The sequence below is a fragment of the Psychrobacter sp. genome (assembly GCF_035469765.1).
Taxonomy (GTDB): domain Bacteria; phylum Pseudomonadota; class Gammaproteobacteria; order Pseudomonadales; family Moraxellaceae; genus Psychrobacter.
Genome location: NZ_DATIRM010000393.1, coordinates 1 through 17,192 on the forward strand (window position 1 = coordinate 1; position 17,192 = coordinate 17,192).

Annotated in this window: 17 protein-coding genes; 3 read left to right on the top strand and 14 right to left on the bottom strand. The window is 41.6% G+C overall.

Features of this window, described 5'->3' with window-relative positions; translation table 11 throughout:
* The 7 genes from VLN09_RS10915 to VLN09_RS10945 all read right to left on the bottom strand — a co-directional run.
* The coding region (locus VLN09_RS10915) for an anion permease (RefSeq protein ID WP_325246438.1) at positions 1-333 on the bottom strand (333 nt) is incomplete at its 3' end.
* A gap of 284 nt (positions 334-617) precedes the next feature.
* Complete coding sequence (locus VLN09_RS10920) at positions 618-1,337, bottom strand: YidB family protein (protein ID WP_325246441.1); 720 nt, start codon at positions 1,335-1,337, stop codon at positions 618-620.
* Between the two features lie 232 nt (positions 1,338-1,569).
* Entirely contained in the window at positions 1,570-2,046 is a 477-nt protein-coding gene (locus VLN09_RS10925) for a hypothetical protein (RefSeq protein ID WP_325246443.1), read from the bottom strand.
* 67 nt (positions 2,047-2,113) lie between these two features.
* Positions 2,114-2,395: a succinate dehydrogenase assembly factor 2 gene (locus VLN09_RS10930; RefSeq protein WP_325246445.1), complete on the bottom strand. Its 282-nt coding sequence runs from the start codon at positions 2,393-2,395 to the stop codon at positions 2,114-2,116.
* A 39-nt stretch (positions 2,396-2,434) separates the two neighbouring features.
* Positions 2,435-3,328 carry a dihydropteroate synthase gene (gene folP / locus VLN09_RS10935; protein ID WP_325246447.1) on the bottom strand — a complete coding sequence of 298 codons (894 nt, stop codon included), beginning with the start codon at positions 3,326-3,328 and terminating at the stop codon, positions 2,435-2,437.
* A gap of 168 nt (positions 3,329-3,496) precedes the next feature.
* Positions 3,497-5,392 carry an ATP-dependent zinc metalloprotease FtsH gene (gene ftsH, locus VLN09_RS10940; protein WP_325246449.1) on the bottom strand — a complete coding sequence of 632 codons (1,896 nt, stop codon included), beginning with the start codon at positions 5,390-5,392 and terminating at the stop codon, positions 3,497-3,499.
* 352 nt (positions 5,393-5,744) lie between these two features.
* Positions 5,745-6,377, bottom strand: a complete 633-nt coding sequence (locus VLN09_RS10945; RefSeq protein WP_020444183.1) for an RlmE family RNA methyltransferase — start codon at positions 6,375-6,377, stop codon at positions 5,745-5,747.
* A 361-nt stretch (positions 6,378-6,738) separates the two neighbouring features.
* Between VLN09_RS10945 and VLN09_RS10950 the strand changes: the two genes are divergently transcribed.
* Together VLN09_RS10950 and VLN09_RS10955 are read left to right on the top strand one after the other, a co-directional pair.
* Positions 6,739-7,047 carry a YhbY family RNA-binding protein gene (locus tag VLN09_RS10950; protein ID WP_079692525.1) on the top strand — a complete coding sequence of 103 codons (309 nt, stop codon included), beginning with the start codon at positions 6,739-6,741 and terminating at the stop codon, positions 7,045-7,047.
* A gap of 220 nt (positions 7,048-7,267) precedes the next feature.
* Positions 7,268-8,026, top strand: coding sequence for a DOMON-like domain-containing protein (locus VLN09_RS10955; protein WP_325246458.1), 759 nt, complete (start codon positions 7,268-7,270; stop codon positions 8,024-8,026).
* Between the two features lie 98 nt (positions 8,027-8,124).
* Here VLN09_RS10955 and VLN09_RS10960 read toward each other — a convergent pair whose 3' ends face one another.
* Entirely contained in the window at positions 8,125-8,853 is a 729-nt protein-coding gene (locus VLN09_RS10960; protein WP_325246460.1) for a CHAP domain-containing protein, read from the bottom strand.
* Positions 8,854-9,101: 248 nt separating this feature from the next.
* Between VLN09_RS10960 and VLN09_RS10965 the strand changes: the two genes are divergently transcribed.
* Complete coding sequence (locus VLN09_RS10965) at positions 9,102-9,617, top strand: hypothetical protein (RefSeq protein WP_325246462.1); 516 nt, start codon at positions 9,102-9,104, stop codon at positions 9,615-9,617.
* Between the two features lie 298 nt (positions 9,618-9,915).
* On the opposite strand, the gene lpxC is transcribed toward VLN09_RS10965, so the two are convergent.
* The 6 genes from lpxC to VLN09_RS10995 form a co-directional block, all read right to left on the bottom strand.
* Positions 9,916-10,833: a UDP-3-O-acyl-N-acetylglucosamine deacetylase gene (gene lpxC, locus VLN09_RS10970; RefSeq protein WP_325246464.1), complete on the bottom strand. Its 918-nt coding sequence runs from the start codon at positions 10,831-10,833 to the stop codon at positions 9,916-9,918.
* Positions 10,834-11,187: 354 nt separating this feature from the next.
* Positions 11,188-12,384, bottom strand: a complete 1,197-nt coding sequence (ftsZ, locus tag VLN09_RS10975) for a cell division protein FtsZ (protein WP_325246466.1) — start codon at positions 12,382-12,384, stop codon at positions 11,188-11,190.
* Positions 12,385-12,628: 244 nt separating this feature from the next.
* Positions 12,629-13,921 (bottom strand): cell division protein FtsA, encoded by a 1,293-nt coding sequence (gene ftsA, locus VLN09_RS10980; protein WP_325246468.1) that lies wholly within the window; start codon positions 13,919-13,921, stop codon positions 12,629-12,631.
* A 150-nt stretch (positions 13,922-14,071) separates the two neighbouring features.
* On the bottom strand, positions 14,072-14,896 hold the full coding sequence (locus tag VLN09_RS10985) for a cell division protein FtsQ/DivIB (RefSeq protein WP_325246470.1): 825 nt from the start codon (positions 14,894-14,896) through the stop codon (positions 14,072-14,074).
* A 437-nt stretch (positions 14,897-15,333) separates the two neighbouring features.
* Positions 15,334-16,476, bottom strand: coding sequence for a D-alanine--D-alanine ligase (locus VLN09_RS10990; protein WP_325246474.1), 1,143 nt, complete (start codon positions 16,474-16,476; stop codon positions 15,334-15,336).
* Positions 16,477-16,523: 47 nt separating this feature from the next.
* Positions 16,524-17,192: glutamate ligase domain-containing protein (locus VLN09_RS10995; protein ID WP_325246472.1), on the bottom strand; the 669-nt coding region annotated here is incomplete at its 5' end.

The following is a 17,192-nucleotide window of genomic DNA, read 5'->3' on the forward strand; positions in this document are numbered from 1 at the left end:
ACGCCGCCCCAAACCAGTTTTTATCAAGCCACGCGATATCATGACTGCAATACCAATTAGCCAAATTAAAGGGCTTGAATAGCTTGATAATGCATCACTAATAGCTTGTTTTGGACTATCACTTGTTACGCCTGTCAGTGCCACTAAGGTCACAGCAATAATAGCAATCGCGCCAATTGGTAATACCTTGCCTATAATAGCCACAATGGTAGCAATGAACAATGCCAGCATATGCCATGCTTCAGGTGTAACGCCAATAGGCACTGGAATGACAAACCAAATGATCAGACCAACTAAGATAGCAATAGCGGCTTGGATAGGCTTAAATGGCATGAGCAAGTATCCCTATAAATTCTTATAAAATCACACAGTCATGTCACGTAAAATACTATCAAGATAGTAGCTGAAATAAAAAATAAATTGAACCTATGACTATCTTATAAGATTTACATAATCATTTTACTATTATTTACCATTTTTAACATATTTGTTTAGCGTAAGAACAAATTTGTAGCAATAAGATTATTTGCAGCAGCAATAAACTATCAGCAATAAAAAAGAGCACGCCATTAGACGTGCTCTTTAATCAAAGCTTTAAAGTTCTTTAAAGCATTCAGTTATTTTAAAGTACCAAGACGGTTAGATAGATGGCTAATGATTTGATCAATCTCTTCATTGGCTTCAGGTTCGTTGTCTAAATTACCATTTGGCGTCAACTGATTCATAACTTCAGGTAATAATTCAGCCAACCCTTGACGAACCTCTATCTCATTAGCGCCTGTATGAGCAGCGACTTGTTGAATTTCACTCTCATCAAACAAGCGATTGATGTCATTAGGATCAAGATTATCATTCAGCTCATTATTACTCAACCAAGAGCGCGCTTGGGTTTCATAACCCATGCCGGTAACTTTCGAGAGAGCACCGCTTAAGCCACCGTTACGTTTTATCCAGCTTAATACCATGGGCATGAGGGCAGCGATTAGCATACCTTTACCCCCGAAGCCGCCTCTCGTCGTTTGACCGCCGAGTACGCTGCCTAAAATATCGCCAAGTCCGCCAGCACCGGCTCCCATATTACCGCCACGCTGATTGCCACCTGTTAAACCACCGATGATATCATCTAAGCCAAAACCATTGTCTGCTGAGCGGCGCTCATACTGCTGTGGATTATAACCTGTTGACTGACTGCCGCCGCCAAGTACGCTACCCAATATGTCACCGAGGCCGCCGGTACGACGAGGATTAATACGTTGATTGACTGGGTTACGCTGCGCGTCTTCTTGATCCATTGCGCTGCGTGCCACTTGGCTGACTAAATTCCCTAGTAGACTCATACTTTCATCCTTTTTATTATAATAAAATGTCTCGTGACAGGACTTCTTGTAGCAAAGTAATAATTGCCACCTATCTTGTTCTGTAAGCTATCGCAAACCAACCTGTCATGATGTATTCTAATATAGCAAATCTATTTGTCTGGCTAGATAGTCATTTTGTTATGACATGTAGTCAATCGTTGATAATAAAAAAATAAGTCAGATATCAGATCATAATAATCGCAAAGCTCATCTAAATAGTTTTGCTCGCAGTCATATTTGCTAACACAGTAAGTTTTCGCCACTCTTCAGCATTGACCTGATCACGAAATATAGCGGCAGATAAGGGGCGTTGATAAGGTTCTACGATATCAAAATCAAAACAGATAACCCAGCGAGAATGGCTAACAGCCTGTAGTTGGGCTTGCCATAAGGCATCTCCACCACTAGTACGTACCAATAGCTGCCAATCATGATACAGGTCTTTAGCAAGCGGCGGCTGGCTTATATGCAATACGATGGGTCGTGATAATGCTAAGTAGCCAATGACAGCGACACTGATGATTAATATAAAGACGTATTGCCATAAGGATAATGAAGCAAGCACTGCCAATAATATGATGCTACTGCTTAAAGCAATGTAAAACAGTATCTGCAGATAGCTTATCGGCTTAATAGCGGTATCAATACGTAGCGAGGTCAATGCTGTCATAGTTAGCTGCCAAGGCATATCTTTGTCTAATAAAGGTTCAATACCGCTATCATAATCAAAAATTTAGAGGAAGCGATTTAAACCATTAACTCAAGCTTTTACTATGACGCCATGTCTTAATTTTATTGACCAGTGCCCACATGGTGTCATCTTCTGGACGGTTTTGATTGGTAAAATAATCCAATAAATCAGGGTCTTCATGCGTGAGCATTTCTGCAAAAATTGCTTGTTCGCTAGCTTCAGCCGTCAAATACAGCTCTTTAATGTAGGGCTCAAAATAAAAATCCAATTCTTTAAGACCACGGCGCGCTTGATAAATAATGCGGCGCTGCTCATTGGTAGGCTCTGGCTGAATGGTGTTTGTCATAAAGGTATTCTCATAGGTTTAAAGGATACTGAAATCATACTAGCTGTTATGATAAGCAGATAACTGCCGCCATAATGCCACGGATTGCTGCATCATAGCGACATTATGGGTACGTATGATACTTGCGCCTTGCTGTAATGCCAATAGTCCAGCAGCAGCTCCTACAACATCACGTTCTACTGCTTGCGTAGAAGCAAGCGCTTCAATGCCACTATTGGCTAGTACTTCCGCTAAAAATCGCTTGCGCGAAACGCCAAACATCATTGGCAACCCTAACATTTGCAAACTTGTTAGCTTACTTAATAACGCTAAATGATGCTCATAGTCTTTAGCGAAACCAAAACCTGGGTCAATAATGATGTTTTCGCGCTTGACACCGACGCTTGTCACTTCATTAATACGTAATTGTAGCTCTGTTATGATTTCACTAATGACATCATTATACTGTGCCAGATTGTTCATCGTAGTTGGCTCACCGCGCATATGCATCAGCATAACCGGTATATCAAGGTTGGCTGCCATCTCAGCCGCTCCCTCTCGTTTGAGAGCCCGCACATCATTCCAAATATCAGCACCTGCATCAAAAGCTGCCTGTATCACCTCAGGATTACTGGTATCAATGGATAGCCATATATCATTTAGCTGCTGCCTAATCGCTGTTACCACTGGAACGACACGCTGTACTTCTTCATCAGTTGCCACAGCTTCAGCATTAGGACGGGTAGATTCACCGCCTATATCGATGATAGTAGCACCTGCCTCCATCATATCTTTACAGTGAGCAACCGCTTTATCAATAGCATTAAATTGCCCGCCATCTGAAAATGAATCTGGCGTGACATTTAGAATACCCATGATATGGGGCTGTGATAAATCTAAAATTTTATCGCGGCTAGTAACTGTATAACTAGGTAAAGGTTGGAATAATGACATAACTTATCCATTATGAATTCAATTTATAAAAAGGCATTTTAGTTGTATTTATAACTGTCCATGATAGCAGCAAATATCATACAGTCCTAAGCGCTTCATAAAATACTGACAACAAAAAAGCCCTTTTTACAAAGGGCTCTTTTGTTGTGACTAATGATAAATGAACAATTACATCGCAGGTAATGGTGGTGGCGTGATACCAGATGGTTTCACATCACCTTTTGATAAATTGATTTCATAATGCTGATAGACTCTTGGTGGACGAGGTTCTTCGCCAGCTAGAATATCTTGCAACTGATCGCGGTCAATAGTTTCCCATTTCATCAAAGCATCAACCATCGCATGCATTTTTTCTTGATTGCCTTCAATCAATTCACGAGCGATATCATATTGCTCTTCTAACATGCGGCGTACTTCTTCATCAACCTTTTGCTGGGTTGCTTCTGAAATCGTACGACCACCGCCGCCAAAGTAACCCTGTGAGCTATCATCATCTTCATAGACCATGATACCTAGTGCATCTGACATACCGTATTTGGTTACCATTGCTCGTGCCATTTTGGTCGCACGTTCAAAGTCATTTGAGGCACCCGTCGACATTTGATTGATAAAGACTTCTTCAGCAATACGGCCACCAAATAAAATCGCAATATCACTCAGCATTTTTGATTTATACATACTGGTTTGGTCGTGCTCAGGCAACTGCCAAGTAACCCCAAGCGCAAAACCACGCGGCATAATAGTAACCTTGTGCACAGGGTCGGTACCCGGTAGCAGCTCAGCAACCAAGGCATGGCCCGCCTCATGGTAAGCCGTGGCACGGCGCTCTTCTTCACGTATGACCATAGACTTACGCTCAGGACCCATATAGAGCTTGTCTTTTGCGTCTTCAAAGTCATTCATATCGACGCTGCGCTTGTTACGACGAGCGGCAAACAATGCTGCTTCGTTGACAAGGTTTGCTAGCTGTGCACCACTAAACCCTGGTGTACCACGTGCTAAAGCATGAGCGTCAACACCAATGGTATTTGGCAGTTTTTTCAAATGCACTTTAAGAATTTGCTCACGACCTTTGATATCTGGCAAACCAACTTGAACCTGACGGTCAAAACGACCCGGACGTAAAAGCGCTTTATCAAGAACGTCTGCACGGTTGGTAGCAGCAATGACGATAACGCCTTCGTTGCCTTCAAAACCATCCATCTCAACCAACAATTGGTTCAATGTTTGCTCACGCTCATCGTTACCGCCACCCATACCTGAGCCACGATGACGACCGACTGCATCAATCTCATCAATAAAGATGATACATGGCGCGCTTTTTTTCGCTTGTTCAAACATATCGCGGACACGTGATGCACCAACACCAACGAACATCTCAACGAAATCAGAACCTGAAATTGAGAAGAACGGTACTTTAGCTTCACCAGCAATGGCACGAGCCAATAACGTCTTACCTGTACCCGGTGGACCTACCATCAAGATACCGCGTGGAATCGTCGCCCCAAGCTTGGTAAATTTATCAGGGTCACGTAAGAACTCGACCACTTCGACGACTTCTTCTTTGGCTTCTTCACAGCCAGCAACGTCTTCAAAATTTACTTTGATTTGGTCTTCGGTCAGCATTTTAGCTTTTGACTTACCAAAGCTCATTGGTCCGCCGCCTTTACCGCCAGCGCCGCCCTGCATATTACGCATAAAGAATAAGAACAAACCAATAATCAATAAGATTGGAAAGCTGGCTATCAATAGCTGCATAAGCACGCTTTGACGCTTAGGCGCAGTACCTTGCACTTCAACTTTATTTTCACGCAGTAATGGCATCAGCTCGTCATCCATGACAGCTGGGCGGATGGTCTCAAATTCAGAACCATTCTTTTTCTCGCCGGTAATCTGCTCGCCGTCAATCTCAACACTGGCTACTTGGTTTTCTGACACAGCGGTCACAAACTCAGAGTAGTTAAGGTTATCGGGCTCAGATGATTTATCAAAGCCACTAAACACCAGCACTAAAACGCCGATCACCACCAGCCACAATAAGGTATTTTTTACCATGTCGCTCACTAGTTATTCCCATCCCTTACTTATTGGTGTGTTTACTAAACACGTGACGTCTATATATAAACGTATATCTCACTATTCAAGGGCTATTGTCAAACTATCACTTATCATTTTGTAGAACACAAGATAAATTGTACAATAACGATGAATAATCGAGTTTCTAAGGCGCTTACGATCAGACGACTTTGCTAAAAACATAAGTGCTCAAAAAATTACTTAAAAAAGCGCTTAAAAATAGGTTTCAAACAAAGTTAATATATCATGATATGTGGTGTTAACCTGAATAATTCAAGCTGAACACGCGATTATTCAGTTAACGATTGTAGCTGTTTTAATTTGATGATTTTAATTACTATTATTTAATAGCAATCCAAAAGATCTCTTTTGAGCGCGGTCTTGAAGCACCAGGCTTAATACTACGGATTTTACTAAAATCTGCCTGCATCTGCTTGCGTAATTCTTGTGTACCCTCGCCTTGAAACACTTTCATAATAAGCGCGCCACCTTCTGGCAAGGTTGCCAGCGCGAAATCGACTGCAAGCTCACATAAGTACATCATACGTGGTTGGTCAATGGCACTATTACCCGCCGTATTAGGCGCCATATCAGACAGCACCACATCGACTTGTCTATCACCAACCTCAGCCATGATACGGTCAAACACTTCTGGCTCACGAAAGTCACCTTGAATAAAGGTAACATCTGGCAAGGTATCCATCGGTAAAATATCAGAGGCAATCAAAATCCCTTTTTCACCGACCAGCTGACCAGCAACTTGCGACCAGCTACCAGGGGCACTGCCCAAATCGACAACGGTCATGCCTTTTTTGATCAGATTGGTTTTTTCATTTATTTCTAATAATTTATAAGCAGCGCGGGCACGATAGCCATCTTTTTGGGCCTTTTGCACATAATGATCATCAATATGCTCTTTCATCCAAGCACTACTACTTTTTGATAATTTTTTGTTTTCAATACGTGTGGCCAAAATTCCTGCTCCTATGACTTGCTTTTCTATACGTGTATACATGTTTATTAAATAATGTCTTGATAGAATTTTTTGCTTTCTACAACCATGCCATCAAAAACACTCTTGGCAATGGTTTTTAATATTATTGAGCTATTTATCACTTTTAAAAAATTAAACCGATAAATTTTCTTAGTGAAAACACTGCTTTATAAGAGCGTAGCGTTTATAATGTTCCCATAACTGCAGTTTAACATTTTCATCACGTAAAATCGTGCAAAATCCTGCTGATCTCATGCAAGATGACCATAGATTAATTATAATGGTCATTAATTGCTCTCAATCTTATTATCTTTTATTTTTACCAACCCCTAGGAATTCTATGCAACTTGATAACGCAACCATCAAACGCCTAAAAGGCATTGGTCATGATCTTAAACCGATTGTTATGATTGGCAATAAAGGTGTCACGCCAAGCATCACTGAAGAGATTGATCGCGCCTTATCAGATCATGAACTGATTAAAGTGAAATTGCCTGCTGGTACCAAGGAAGAGCGTGATGTCATCGGCGCTGAGCTTGCTGCTACTGCGAAGGCGACTTTGATTCACTCAATCGGTCGTATGGCGCTATTGCTACGTAAAAATCCAAATGCCAATCCTAAGCTTTCAAATCTTGCTCGTAATGCATAAGGCGTCATTACTTGCTTACTATATATCGTCTGTTGCATATAAAATTACTTAAAACAGCCTGCTGATTTATTTTTAGACAGATGATGACGATAAATAATAAAGGCCGCGATGCAACTTTGCTCGCGGCTTTTATTATTTATCATTCACTATTTGACATGCGATATTCGTTATCAGCTATATCATACTTTATGATGATAATGATTTTTGAGGTAATGAGACTATGAGCCAGATTTTTGATTTATATGTAGTAACTGAAACCTTAGCAGAAGATGCACAGCAACTTGGCGTGACAGTGAAAGCTTTACAGGATATTAGCATACAGGTAAGCGCAACGCTTGTAGCGCAGCCAGAAGCTTACTTGCAGCTAGAGTATCGTGTGACGTTGCCTCTTAAGTGCTTAGCTGCTCAATTGACTTGGCCAAAGTGGCAATCAGATAAAGTAGGCTTTAAGGATTATCTGTGGGAACAAACCTGCCTTGAGTGCTTTTTGGCAGGTTCCTTAATCAGTAGCAGCAGTTCAAAAGATAATGATCAGTCATCCAGTATGAATCAAACAACTGCTTATGTAGAGATAAACGCCAGTCCTAATGGACAGTATGCACTTTATGAGTTTGACAGCTATCGATATCCTGCAACGCTACCACCAAAACCTCTTATGCACGCTGACGGACAGACACGCGCTGCTATCGACTGGGTAGACTGTAGTGATAATCTAAAATCGTTAATAGACTCTAAAATATCAGTGCACCAACCTTATAAATACCAGCGCAGCTTTAGAGTGCCATTAGGCTCATTATCGTCACTGCATCACAAAGTAGATTGCCCCAATGATGCCATTATTAACGACATACATCCTTGTGTCATTTTATCCTTTGGCGAAACCACTTTATACTTTGCCCCCAAACATGCCTCGCCACCCGACTTTCATAATCGTCAGTATTGGACACCGTTTGATAGGCAGGCAGCCCTTGCCAAGTAAAAATATCAGATGAAGAGATAGCTTTATTTAAGACGTAAAAAAACTCAGTAATGTCATAAAGCGCATTACTGAGTCCGGAGAAAACGCTGAACAAATACTTATTTATCAGCCATAGCAAGGTAGATACCACGATCTGAGGCATCATCGACATATCTTGCATCGCGCCATGTTGTATAGTTGTGAACACCGCTATATGGGCTGATGCTGTTTTGACGGAAGTCTGATACCCAGTCATTGCCATCGAATATTTGAATATGACCATGAGGGCGTCTTGAACTACGATCATAGACAATGACATCGCCAACCTGTGGCTGCATGTTATTACTGATTTTGCTAAAGCCTGCTTGTGACAACGTGCCGCGAGAGGCATATTGGTAGGCTGAAGGATTAGGCGTAAATTCATAGCCCGCTGATTGTAGCGCTTTACGTACATAACGAGCGCAATAGCCCGTACTACTAGATAAAGCGACTCTTGAAGCATTTGCTGCAGCAATAGCAGGAGCCGAATAACGATCTGGCACTGAGCTTGCTTGTTGCTGACGCTGCTCAGAAGACAAACGACTGGTTAGCGAGGCAAGCTGATATTCTTTTTGTTTGGCATGCGCGCTTAAGTTGTCGATTGCTTGGCTGATTTCATCATTGCTAGAAACATAGGCACCGCTGTTGGTGCTGTAGATATTACGACTTGAACCGTATTTGGAAGAAGCTGAGATATTTGTAATGGTATGACTCAAGGTATTATTTGATTTAAAGGTTGTTTCGGCAGCACCACTTGTCTGTGCTATACCCATTCCCAATACTGAAAAAATTAATAAAGCTTGTTTCATAAATTTACTACCTATTGTGAAAACGGGATTGCTCGTCATCCGTGACAAAGCATGAATTAGTTTAGAAAAAATAATCATGAAACAAACATGATAAAATCTTTAGTACAATTGCTCTCTTACTTCTTGAGTAGCTGACACTGATATCATCAGCTTAATCATCTACTATATAAATCGTTTGCTTTGAAAATGAGCGTCTTGAGCATATACATTCTGAATATCGATTTTTCACCTATAGATGAGTTATCACGATGTCCAAAAAACACCCTAACCGCCTAGCCACTCTCATCGATCATCAAGCTTTTGCTGGTAGTGCGCTACCCCAAAGCCTATCTGACAGTATGCGTTTATATGTGCAAGCGACCACTGAAATAAAAGCGCTGTTGGTAGATTGTCTACCTGAGGAAATCCTCAATAGCTGCTGGGTCGTAGGCTTAACGTCTGAGCAATTGACCCTCAGTGTCGAGTCGGTAACCGCTGCCAATCATATTCGCTATCTACAAAGTGCGTATTTGCAGGTGTTAACAGAGCAGTCAATTACATTTAAACAACTCAAGCAAATCCGCGTCGTCGTAGCCAATAAATCTGCCGAGAATCATTACTCTAAATCATCATCAGCCTTGTCAGCATCACGCTCAACGTCTGTTAAAGCCCATGAAAATCAGGCTCTTAGCCAGAACACAAAGCGGACTATATCACAGGCAGCAGAGCATGTCACCACTGATAAAAACCTCAAAAAAGCACTATTGCGTCTCATAAATTCCTAAAAATCTGCCACGTAAAATGTAAAGTTATGTAAATAAATTCCATTATTGACGCCGTTAAGGCTGCATTTCTGTAATCTCAAAAACAAAAAAAATCATCTGTTAGTGCCATTCACATTGTGAACATCACTAACAGATGATTTTGCTATTCGCTACAGCTTTTATCTCATCTACTATACAGGGTACTTATTATAAAATAAAGAATTATATATTCATTTTTTTGAATATTAATTCACCCTACTTATAACTATTCAATGTAATATTGCGTAAATGTTTCGATACTTCGTGTATATTCCTGTATTCATCCTTCGACAGTTATACCATTCAAAGGTAAATATTCGATAGGACATGTTACATTGTCATCAAAAGTTACAATTTCAAAGTTATTGTGATCAGATAAAATCTCACGCACCAATAAATTATTCAAAGTATGACCCGATTTATAAGCATTGAAACGACCCAAAATCGGATAGCCAATCAGATATAAATCACCAAGCGCATCTAGAATTTTATGACGGACAAACTCATCATTAAAACGCAAACCTTCTTCATTCAAAATATTGCTTTCATCGATAACAATCGCATTGTCCATGCTACCGCCTAATGCCAGATTATTCTGACGCATGGCTTCAATATCACGTAAAAAACCAAAAGTGCGTGCTGAACTTAGCTGCTCAATGAAGTTTTTGGTGGAAAACTGTAATTGGGCATGCTGAAAGTTTTTGTCAATCGCAGGATGGTCAAAATCAATTTCAAAATTGAGCTCAAAACCTTGATAAGGACGTAGTTCTGCCCATTTATCATCAACTTTGACACGTACAGGACGTACGATTTTGATAAATTTCTTTAAAGCGTCCTGTTCACAGAAACCCGCTTGCAGTAATAGTCCTACAAAAGGCGCGGCACTGCCATCCATAATCGGTATCTCTGACGCTGACACACGGATTAATAGATTGTCTACCCCAAGTCCTGCTATTGCACTGAGCAAATGCTCAACAGTACCGACACGGGTACCACCAAATACTAGATTTGATGACATCATGGTATCTTGTACTAAAAACGCACTGGCAGGAATGGGGTTGCTGCCAACAATATCAGAGCGCTCAAAAACGATTCCGCTATCAATAGGCTGCGGATGAAATTCTAAATCAACAGGTTGACCACTATGAAGACCAGTACCTGTAACGGCTATTGCTGTTTTTATGGTTCGTTGGTTCATGGCTGTCTTCTCACATATTTTGTTACAATTGGCATAGTGTATCATTACCCGACCCCAGTTCGCTAGCGTTAAAAAGCGTTAATTTTCTCAACTCTTTGATTGATAACACTTATCAAACTGCTATTACTGAGGATTTTGATGGCGTAAGCATACATAAATCGCTATGAAATGGTGATTTATAAAGGTTTTTTTTGCTAATCATCACCATCCAACCAGTAGATTTGAACAGCGCATATGCTAGCGTTTACGATAGATTTTATTTAAAAAGAGGCGAATGTTAAGCGTGAGGGCGAGTGTTAAGCACAAAAAAGCCAGCGATTAACACTGGCTTTTTTAATAATTATACAAATATAATTATTTATTCTGTTGGCGTTTCAAATAATCTTGAATACTGTTGGTCTTGGTTTTTGTCTGCTCTGGTACAGTATTTGAGCGAACTGGCGTTTCTTGGTACTGGGCCTGAGCCTGCTTTTGGCTATTTAAAGCGCTAGTATGCAGGTTTGGATCAACTGGCTGCGTGCTATTTACAGAAGGCACAGGCTGCTCAATTACTTCAGGCTCTTGACCAGCGTTTTCATCTAAGGTTAGACCCGTTGCGATGACTGTAACGTGTAAATCGTCACCCATTTTCTCATCAATTACTGAACCATAGAAGATATGTGCATCATCTATATCGGTAATTTCTTCAACAATCACACTGATTTTGCTCATCTCATCCAATGATAAGGATTCAGAAGAAATAACATTGACCAGTAAGCCTTTGGCATTCTCTAGACGCAAATCATCAAGCAGTGGCGATCTGATGGCTTTCTCAGTGGCTTGACGCGCACGATCATCACCGCTAGCACGACCAATACCCATCATCGCATGACCTTTGGCAGTCATTGCTGTACGAATATCGTTAAAGTCAATATTGATCATACCTTCGCTAGCGATGGTTTCTGCAATACCTTGAACTGCATGCAACAGTACGTCATCCGCCTTTTTAAAGGCATCTTGCATAGAGATGTTGCCGTACACGCTCATGAGCTTATCATTTGGAATAGTGATGATAGAGTCAACAAAATTGGTCAGCTGCTCAATACCTGCTTTGGCAGCCTTGATACGTTTACCACCTTCAAATTTAAATGGTGTAGTGACTACGGCAACGGTCAATACCTCCATCTCTTTAGCAATACGTGCTACAACTGGCGCAGCACCGGTGCCCGTACCACCACCCATTCCGGCGGTAATAAAGACCATATCTGAGTGCTCAAGCAAGGCACGAATCGCTTCTTCGTCACTCTCTGCTGCTTCACGACCCACTTCTGGGTTAGCCCCTGCGCCAAGACCGCGATTGGTTTTTGCGCCAAGTTGCAATTTATGCGGTGCAGTCAGACGATCAAGCGCCTGCTTGTCCGTATTAGCACAGACAAACGTTACACCTCTAATCCCTTGCTGTACCATATGTTCAACTGCATTACCGCCGCCGCCGCCTACACCGAATACAGTGAAGCTTGCCTGGCCGTTACTTTGAAGCTGATTATCATCTGGCATGGTGTATTTTGACATAAAAAAGTTTCTCCAGTTGCAGATAGCGTGATGGTCGATACGGGGTAACACACTCATATGGCGCGCTATCGACTTACTATATATAAATGTATTTGATTAAAACAGGGCAATGGCTTAAATAGTAACGCTTAACCAAAGTATGCCGTTATTATACAGGGTATTGCTGTTCATATTATTGCTTGCTCTTACTGGTAAAATCGTTATCGGCATTCGGTAAGGGTTTTACCAGTAAGAGCAAGCACGATTATAATATCTTTTTGAGTACACTCGCAAAACGTTGACCAGCACTTTGAAAAACGCCCGTCACGCGATTTGTTTGAATCGCTTCAGGTTCGCTTTTTTCACTGCGGCGAAACTGCTCGCTTTGACTATATAGTAGTGTACCAAATGCCGTTTGATAAGCGCGATCATTAACCTGTAGATTCAGCTGTTTAAACGACTCATCGTTATCAAAATGATTATAAGCACTAATAGCTGGATGCGTGTTGGTCAAGACCACAGGCATTTTCAACAGCTTTTTGGCAAACGGTATCATGCCTTTAATGGCATTACCGCCACCTGAGAGCACAAGCCCTTTGTCGATATAGCCCAATAAGCCTGCTTCATGTAATTGGCGCACCACTTCGGTAAATATTTGCTCATAACGCGCTTCAATAATACGAGCGAGATTATAAATATTGATATTAATCTCATCGCCCGACCCTTGCGGTTTAAACAAGAAGAAGGAGCTTGGGTCTACACTATTAACATCGACTGTACCATAGGTTTTTTTCAGCTTTTCAGCCTCTATCATGGAGATGCCAACGTCTGCTGATATATCCATCGTCACTTCATGACTACCCGTTGCAATACAATGGGTAAAAATTAGCTTGTTTTCTTTATAAACACAAATGCTTGTGGTACTAGCACCGATATCTATCAAGCAGACACCTTGTTGGCGCTCTTCACTCATCAAGCTGTATTCTGCACTGGTCACTGCATCAAAAACAATGTGGTCAATACCGACATCACAGCTTTGCAAAAGTTTTTGGATGTTTTGACGACCTGCAACTGGCATCATCATCATGTGATACATCACAGTGATATTGTGCGCCACCATGTCAATAGCATCGTCAACCATAAACTCTTGATTATCGATATAAATACCTTGTTGGCAGCAGTGCATCAAATAATAATCTGAGGACAAATCTTGCGATTTGGCATTCGATAGCGCTTGTACCATATTTTTGGCACTGACGAATTCATCTTCGACTCTAACATCACCTGTGCTATTTTTGCTCAATAGCTCAGGCGTCGCCATCGTCAGCCAAACACTGTGCACGCGGCAATTGGCAGTATCTTCCGCTTCTTGGATAGCCTGCCTAATAGCGCCTTGCAAGCGTTCACGATGCTTGATTTGACCTTGATAAAAGTCGCTATTTTTAACTTGCCCCACACCCATAATACGATTGTCTTTTGCAGACACAACGTTACCAATGACGACATAGACTGCCGTGGCACTTAAATGGACAACAACCAGATTTTCAGTATTTTTCATGGTACCAGACAAATTATCGCTAAACAGGAGAACAAATGATGTCTCCATTAAATCATTAAAATAAAGCTATTATCGTTTGATGATAGCGTGTGTTTGCTTTTTATAAAAATACAGCAGACAAACTGAGCCTGCTTGCTGTTTTTATAAGACTTATAGGGGTGTTTCGGTTGTTAATGTTTCATTTTTTGTTGTACTGTCTTGGGGCGTTGCTATATTCCATGCAATCGTAAATCCATTTTTGTAACGAAGATCTACCGATTGTATCTCATCACGGCGATTGTTTAATTGATTGCCTAGCAACTGACTTAAATTTAACAGCTTTTGCGCAGTATTCTCATTATCAACGATGATACGTAACCCATTATCAAAGCGAATCAGCCAAGTCATCCTTGGCGACAAAATAATATCTTCAACTTGCAAGCCAAGCGGTGCATACCAATCGTTGACTTGTTGCAGCTGTTGCATAATAACTGGTGCTTGGGTCATATCGCCTTGCAACGTCGCAAATTGCTCCTGCGTTAAATCTCGACTATCAGCAGGGACAAACACATTACCCTTTGCATCGACCAAACGTTCCGTACCAAAATTTGCTACGGCTTGCTTAGGCAAGGCAGTGACCACAATACCGCGCTGCCAATCACGACTGATACTGACTTGGTCAACCCACGCCAAACTCGTGGTAATATCTCGCAGCGCTTGCAAATCAGAGGTAAAAAAACTGCTCACTTTCTGTTGGTTCATGACATGCTGCAGCGCCCTATATTCAGTAACTGTCAATCCTTGATGATTAACATGAATCGCTGCTGGCGGTGCATCGCGTAACGCTTTAGCGCCCATTATCAATATCAGTACCAACAATCCAAGCACCAATACAGTAAAAAAATATCTTACCGCAGTAGGTACTTGAAAGTTCGATTTTGGGTGACGGGTTTTATCACTCATCAAGTCAGCGACGTCATTGACAGTTTGAGCCATAATACACTTCGTCCCTATCTATAATTAGTTGTAATCGGTATATATCGACTTATATGGGCATAAAGTCGATGATGCTTTTTATTTAACCAAACTTGTTTATCACTTTAGTCTTTTTAATAAGCGCATCAAATGATGCATACTATCAATTTATGACCCTAAAAGTACTATATAAAGTAAATTTATCTTCATTCAAAGGTAACATTTCTTTTATTCAGTAGAGCAATGCTCAAAGACTTGCATAATTATCACTAAAACAAGTAGATAGTTACAATATTAACGCATTTTACCTTTAAACAATAGCCTAACCCCTACTACTAATAACGAAATTACACAAGGTGACACGAAGCTGTGGTATAGAAGCCCTAGTGATACATTATATGTAGATAGGAGTGGCTATTTAGTGATGGTAAATCTCTAACAATACGTCTAAAAAAGTGTTATACAGTTTGCGCTAGGATATGCCAGCATAGGCGTTCAAAATCCATGCCGCGAGCTTTAGCCGCCATAGGAACTAAGCTATGACTGGTCATACCCGGTACCGTATTAACCTCGAGCAGCCAGAAGTTACCGGCTTCATCCTGCATCGCATCAATACGTCCCCAGCCTTTTGCTTCAACGGCACGAAACGCCGACAAGCTTAAATCTTGCAAATGCTTTTCATCGGCAGTACTTAGACCACAAGGAATATAGTAGCTGGTGTCGTTGCGATTATATTTGGCTTCAAAATCATAAAAATTGGTGATATCAGCAGGCTCTAGGCGAATGACAGGATAAGCTTCGTCATCGATGATAACAATCGTGAATTCGCGACCGGTAATCCAGCGCTCAGCCATCACGGCATCACCGCACTGTACTGCGGTCGTATAGGCAGCCGGCAGCTCATCAAGGTGATTGACTTTGGTCATGCCAATGCTTGAGCCTTCGTGTACCGGCTTGATAATAAGGGGCAGCCCTAACATATTAACCACTTGCTGCCAGTCAGTATTAGCCGTCAGAATGGAGAATGGTGCAGTCGATAAACCGCAGCCTTGCCACAACTGCTTGGTGCGCACTTTATCCATACCAAGTGCTGAAGCCAAAATACCTGAACCTGTCTGAGGAATATCAAACCACTGCAGCACACCTTGTAGCAGACCGTCTTCGCCGCCGCGACCATGCAAGACGTTAAATACACGGTCATATGCACGCAGTTCAGTGATATCTTGATGCTTAGGGTCAAAGTGCGTGGCATCAACGCCTTGGTTTTGCAGTGCTTGCAATACAGCAGCGCCACTATCTAAAGAAACGCTACGCTCGTTGCTGCTACCACCGTAAATCACCGCCACTTTACCAAATTCACTGGCTTTTTTTACTTTGCTTTCTTTGATAGCGGGTAACGCATCAGAGCTTTGGCTATTGTTCTTTACCTTATCTTGCTCTACTTGTGCCGCAGCTGCTAAAGCGGGTTCTGGATTAATAATAGGGGCAGCGTTATTTTGAGCATTGCCTTTAATGTTGTTTTTATTATTACCTGTAGCGTTTTGCTCAGTATTACCGCTGTCTTGGTTCATATTATCGTTATTTTCTTGAGTATGATTCATGGTCATCATTAATGCTCCTAATATTTTTAAAGCGATGCTTATGAGGCTTATTTGATATAAAGATTATTGGCGGCAAGATCGATAGCTATCTGCCCGACATTACCCGCGCCTTGGGTAATTAGCATATCACCTGCTTTGAGTAATCGCTGCATGACAGGGGCAATATTGTCTTTATAAACTATCGTTGGCTCGACCGCACCCCGCAGACGTATACTACGTGCTAAGGCTTTGGTATCCGCACCAGCAATAGGGCTTTCACCAGCAGAGTAGACATCCAACAACAATAACTCATCGACACTTGAGAGAACTTCGACAAAATCATCAAAGCAGTCACGTGTACGACTATAACGATGAGGCTGGAACATCATAACTAGGCGGCGTTCAGGGAAGCTTTGACGTGCCGCTTTAATGGTAGCATCAACTTCTTTTGGGTGATGACCATAATCATCAATCAGTAGCACATTACCATCATCTATCTCCACAGAGGCATGCTGCTCGAATCGGCGACCAACCCCTTCAAATTTCTGTAGCGCACGGGTGATTGCAGCATCATCGACGCCTTCGTCAGTTGCCATAGTAATGGCTGCAAGCGCATTGTAAACGTTGTGCACACCTGGAATATTCAGCGTCAGACGTAATGGCTCATGATCACGGCGCAATACAGTAAAGTGGGTTTTTGTGCCTTCTACGACCAAATCAACAGCTTGTACATCGTT

Bases quoted from the DNA above. Each gene is read 5' to 3' on its own strand.
- folP (WP_325246447.1), bottom strand. From the start codon at position 3,328: ATGTCATTATTCCAACCTTTACCTAGTTATACAGTTACTAGCCGCGAT.
- VLN09_RS10990 (WP_325246474.1), bottom strand. From the start codon at position 16,476: ATGAATCATACTCAAGAAAATAACGATAATATGAACCAAGACAGCGGT.
- VLN09_RS10950 (WP_079692525.1), top strand. From the start codon at position 6,739: ATGCAACTTGATAACGCAACCATCAAACGCCTAAAAGGCATTGGTCAT.
- VLN09_RS10930 (WP_325246445.1), bottom strand. From the start codon at position 2,395: ATGACAAACACCATTCAGCCAGAGCCTACCAATGAGCAGCGCCGCATT.
- ftsA (WP_325246468.1), bottom strand. From the start codon at position 13,921: ATGAAAAATACTGAAAATCTGGTTGTTGTCCATTTAAGTGCCACGGCA.
- VLN09_RS10965 (WP_325246462.1), top strand. From the start codon at position 9,102: ATGTCCAAAAAACACCCTAACCGCCTAGCCACTCTCATCGATCATCAA.
- VLN09_RS10920 (WP_325246441.1), bottom strand. From the start codon at position 1,337: ATGAGTCTACTAGGGAATTTAGTCAGCCAAGTGGCACGCAGCGCAATG.
- VLN09_RS10925 (WP_325246443.1), bottom strand. From the start codon at position 2,046: ATGCCTTGGCAGCTAACTATGACAGCATTGACCTCGCTACGTATTGAT.
- VLN09_RS10960 (WP_325246460.1), bottom strand. From the start codon at position 8,853: ATGAAACAAGCTTTATTAATTTTTTCAGTATTGGGAATGGGTATAGCA.
- lpxC (WP_325246464.1), bottom strand. From the start codon at position 10,833: ATGAACCAACGAACCATAAAAACAGCAATAGCCGTTACAGGTACTGGT.
- VLN09_RS10985 (WP_325246470.1), bottom strand. From the start codon at position 14,896: ATGGCTCAAACTGTCAATGACGTCGCTGACTTGATGAGTGATAAAACC.
- ftsZ (WP_325246466.1), bottom strand. From the start codon at position 12,384: ATGTCAAAATACACCATGCCAGATGATAATCAGCTTCAAAGTAACGGC.
- VLN09_RS10955 (WP_325246458.1), top strand. From the start codon at position 7,268: ATGAGCCAGATTTTTGATTTATATGTAGTAACTGAAACCTTAGCAGAA.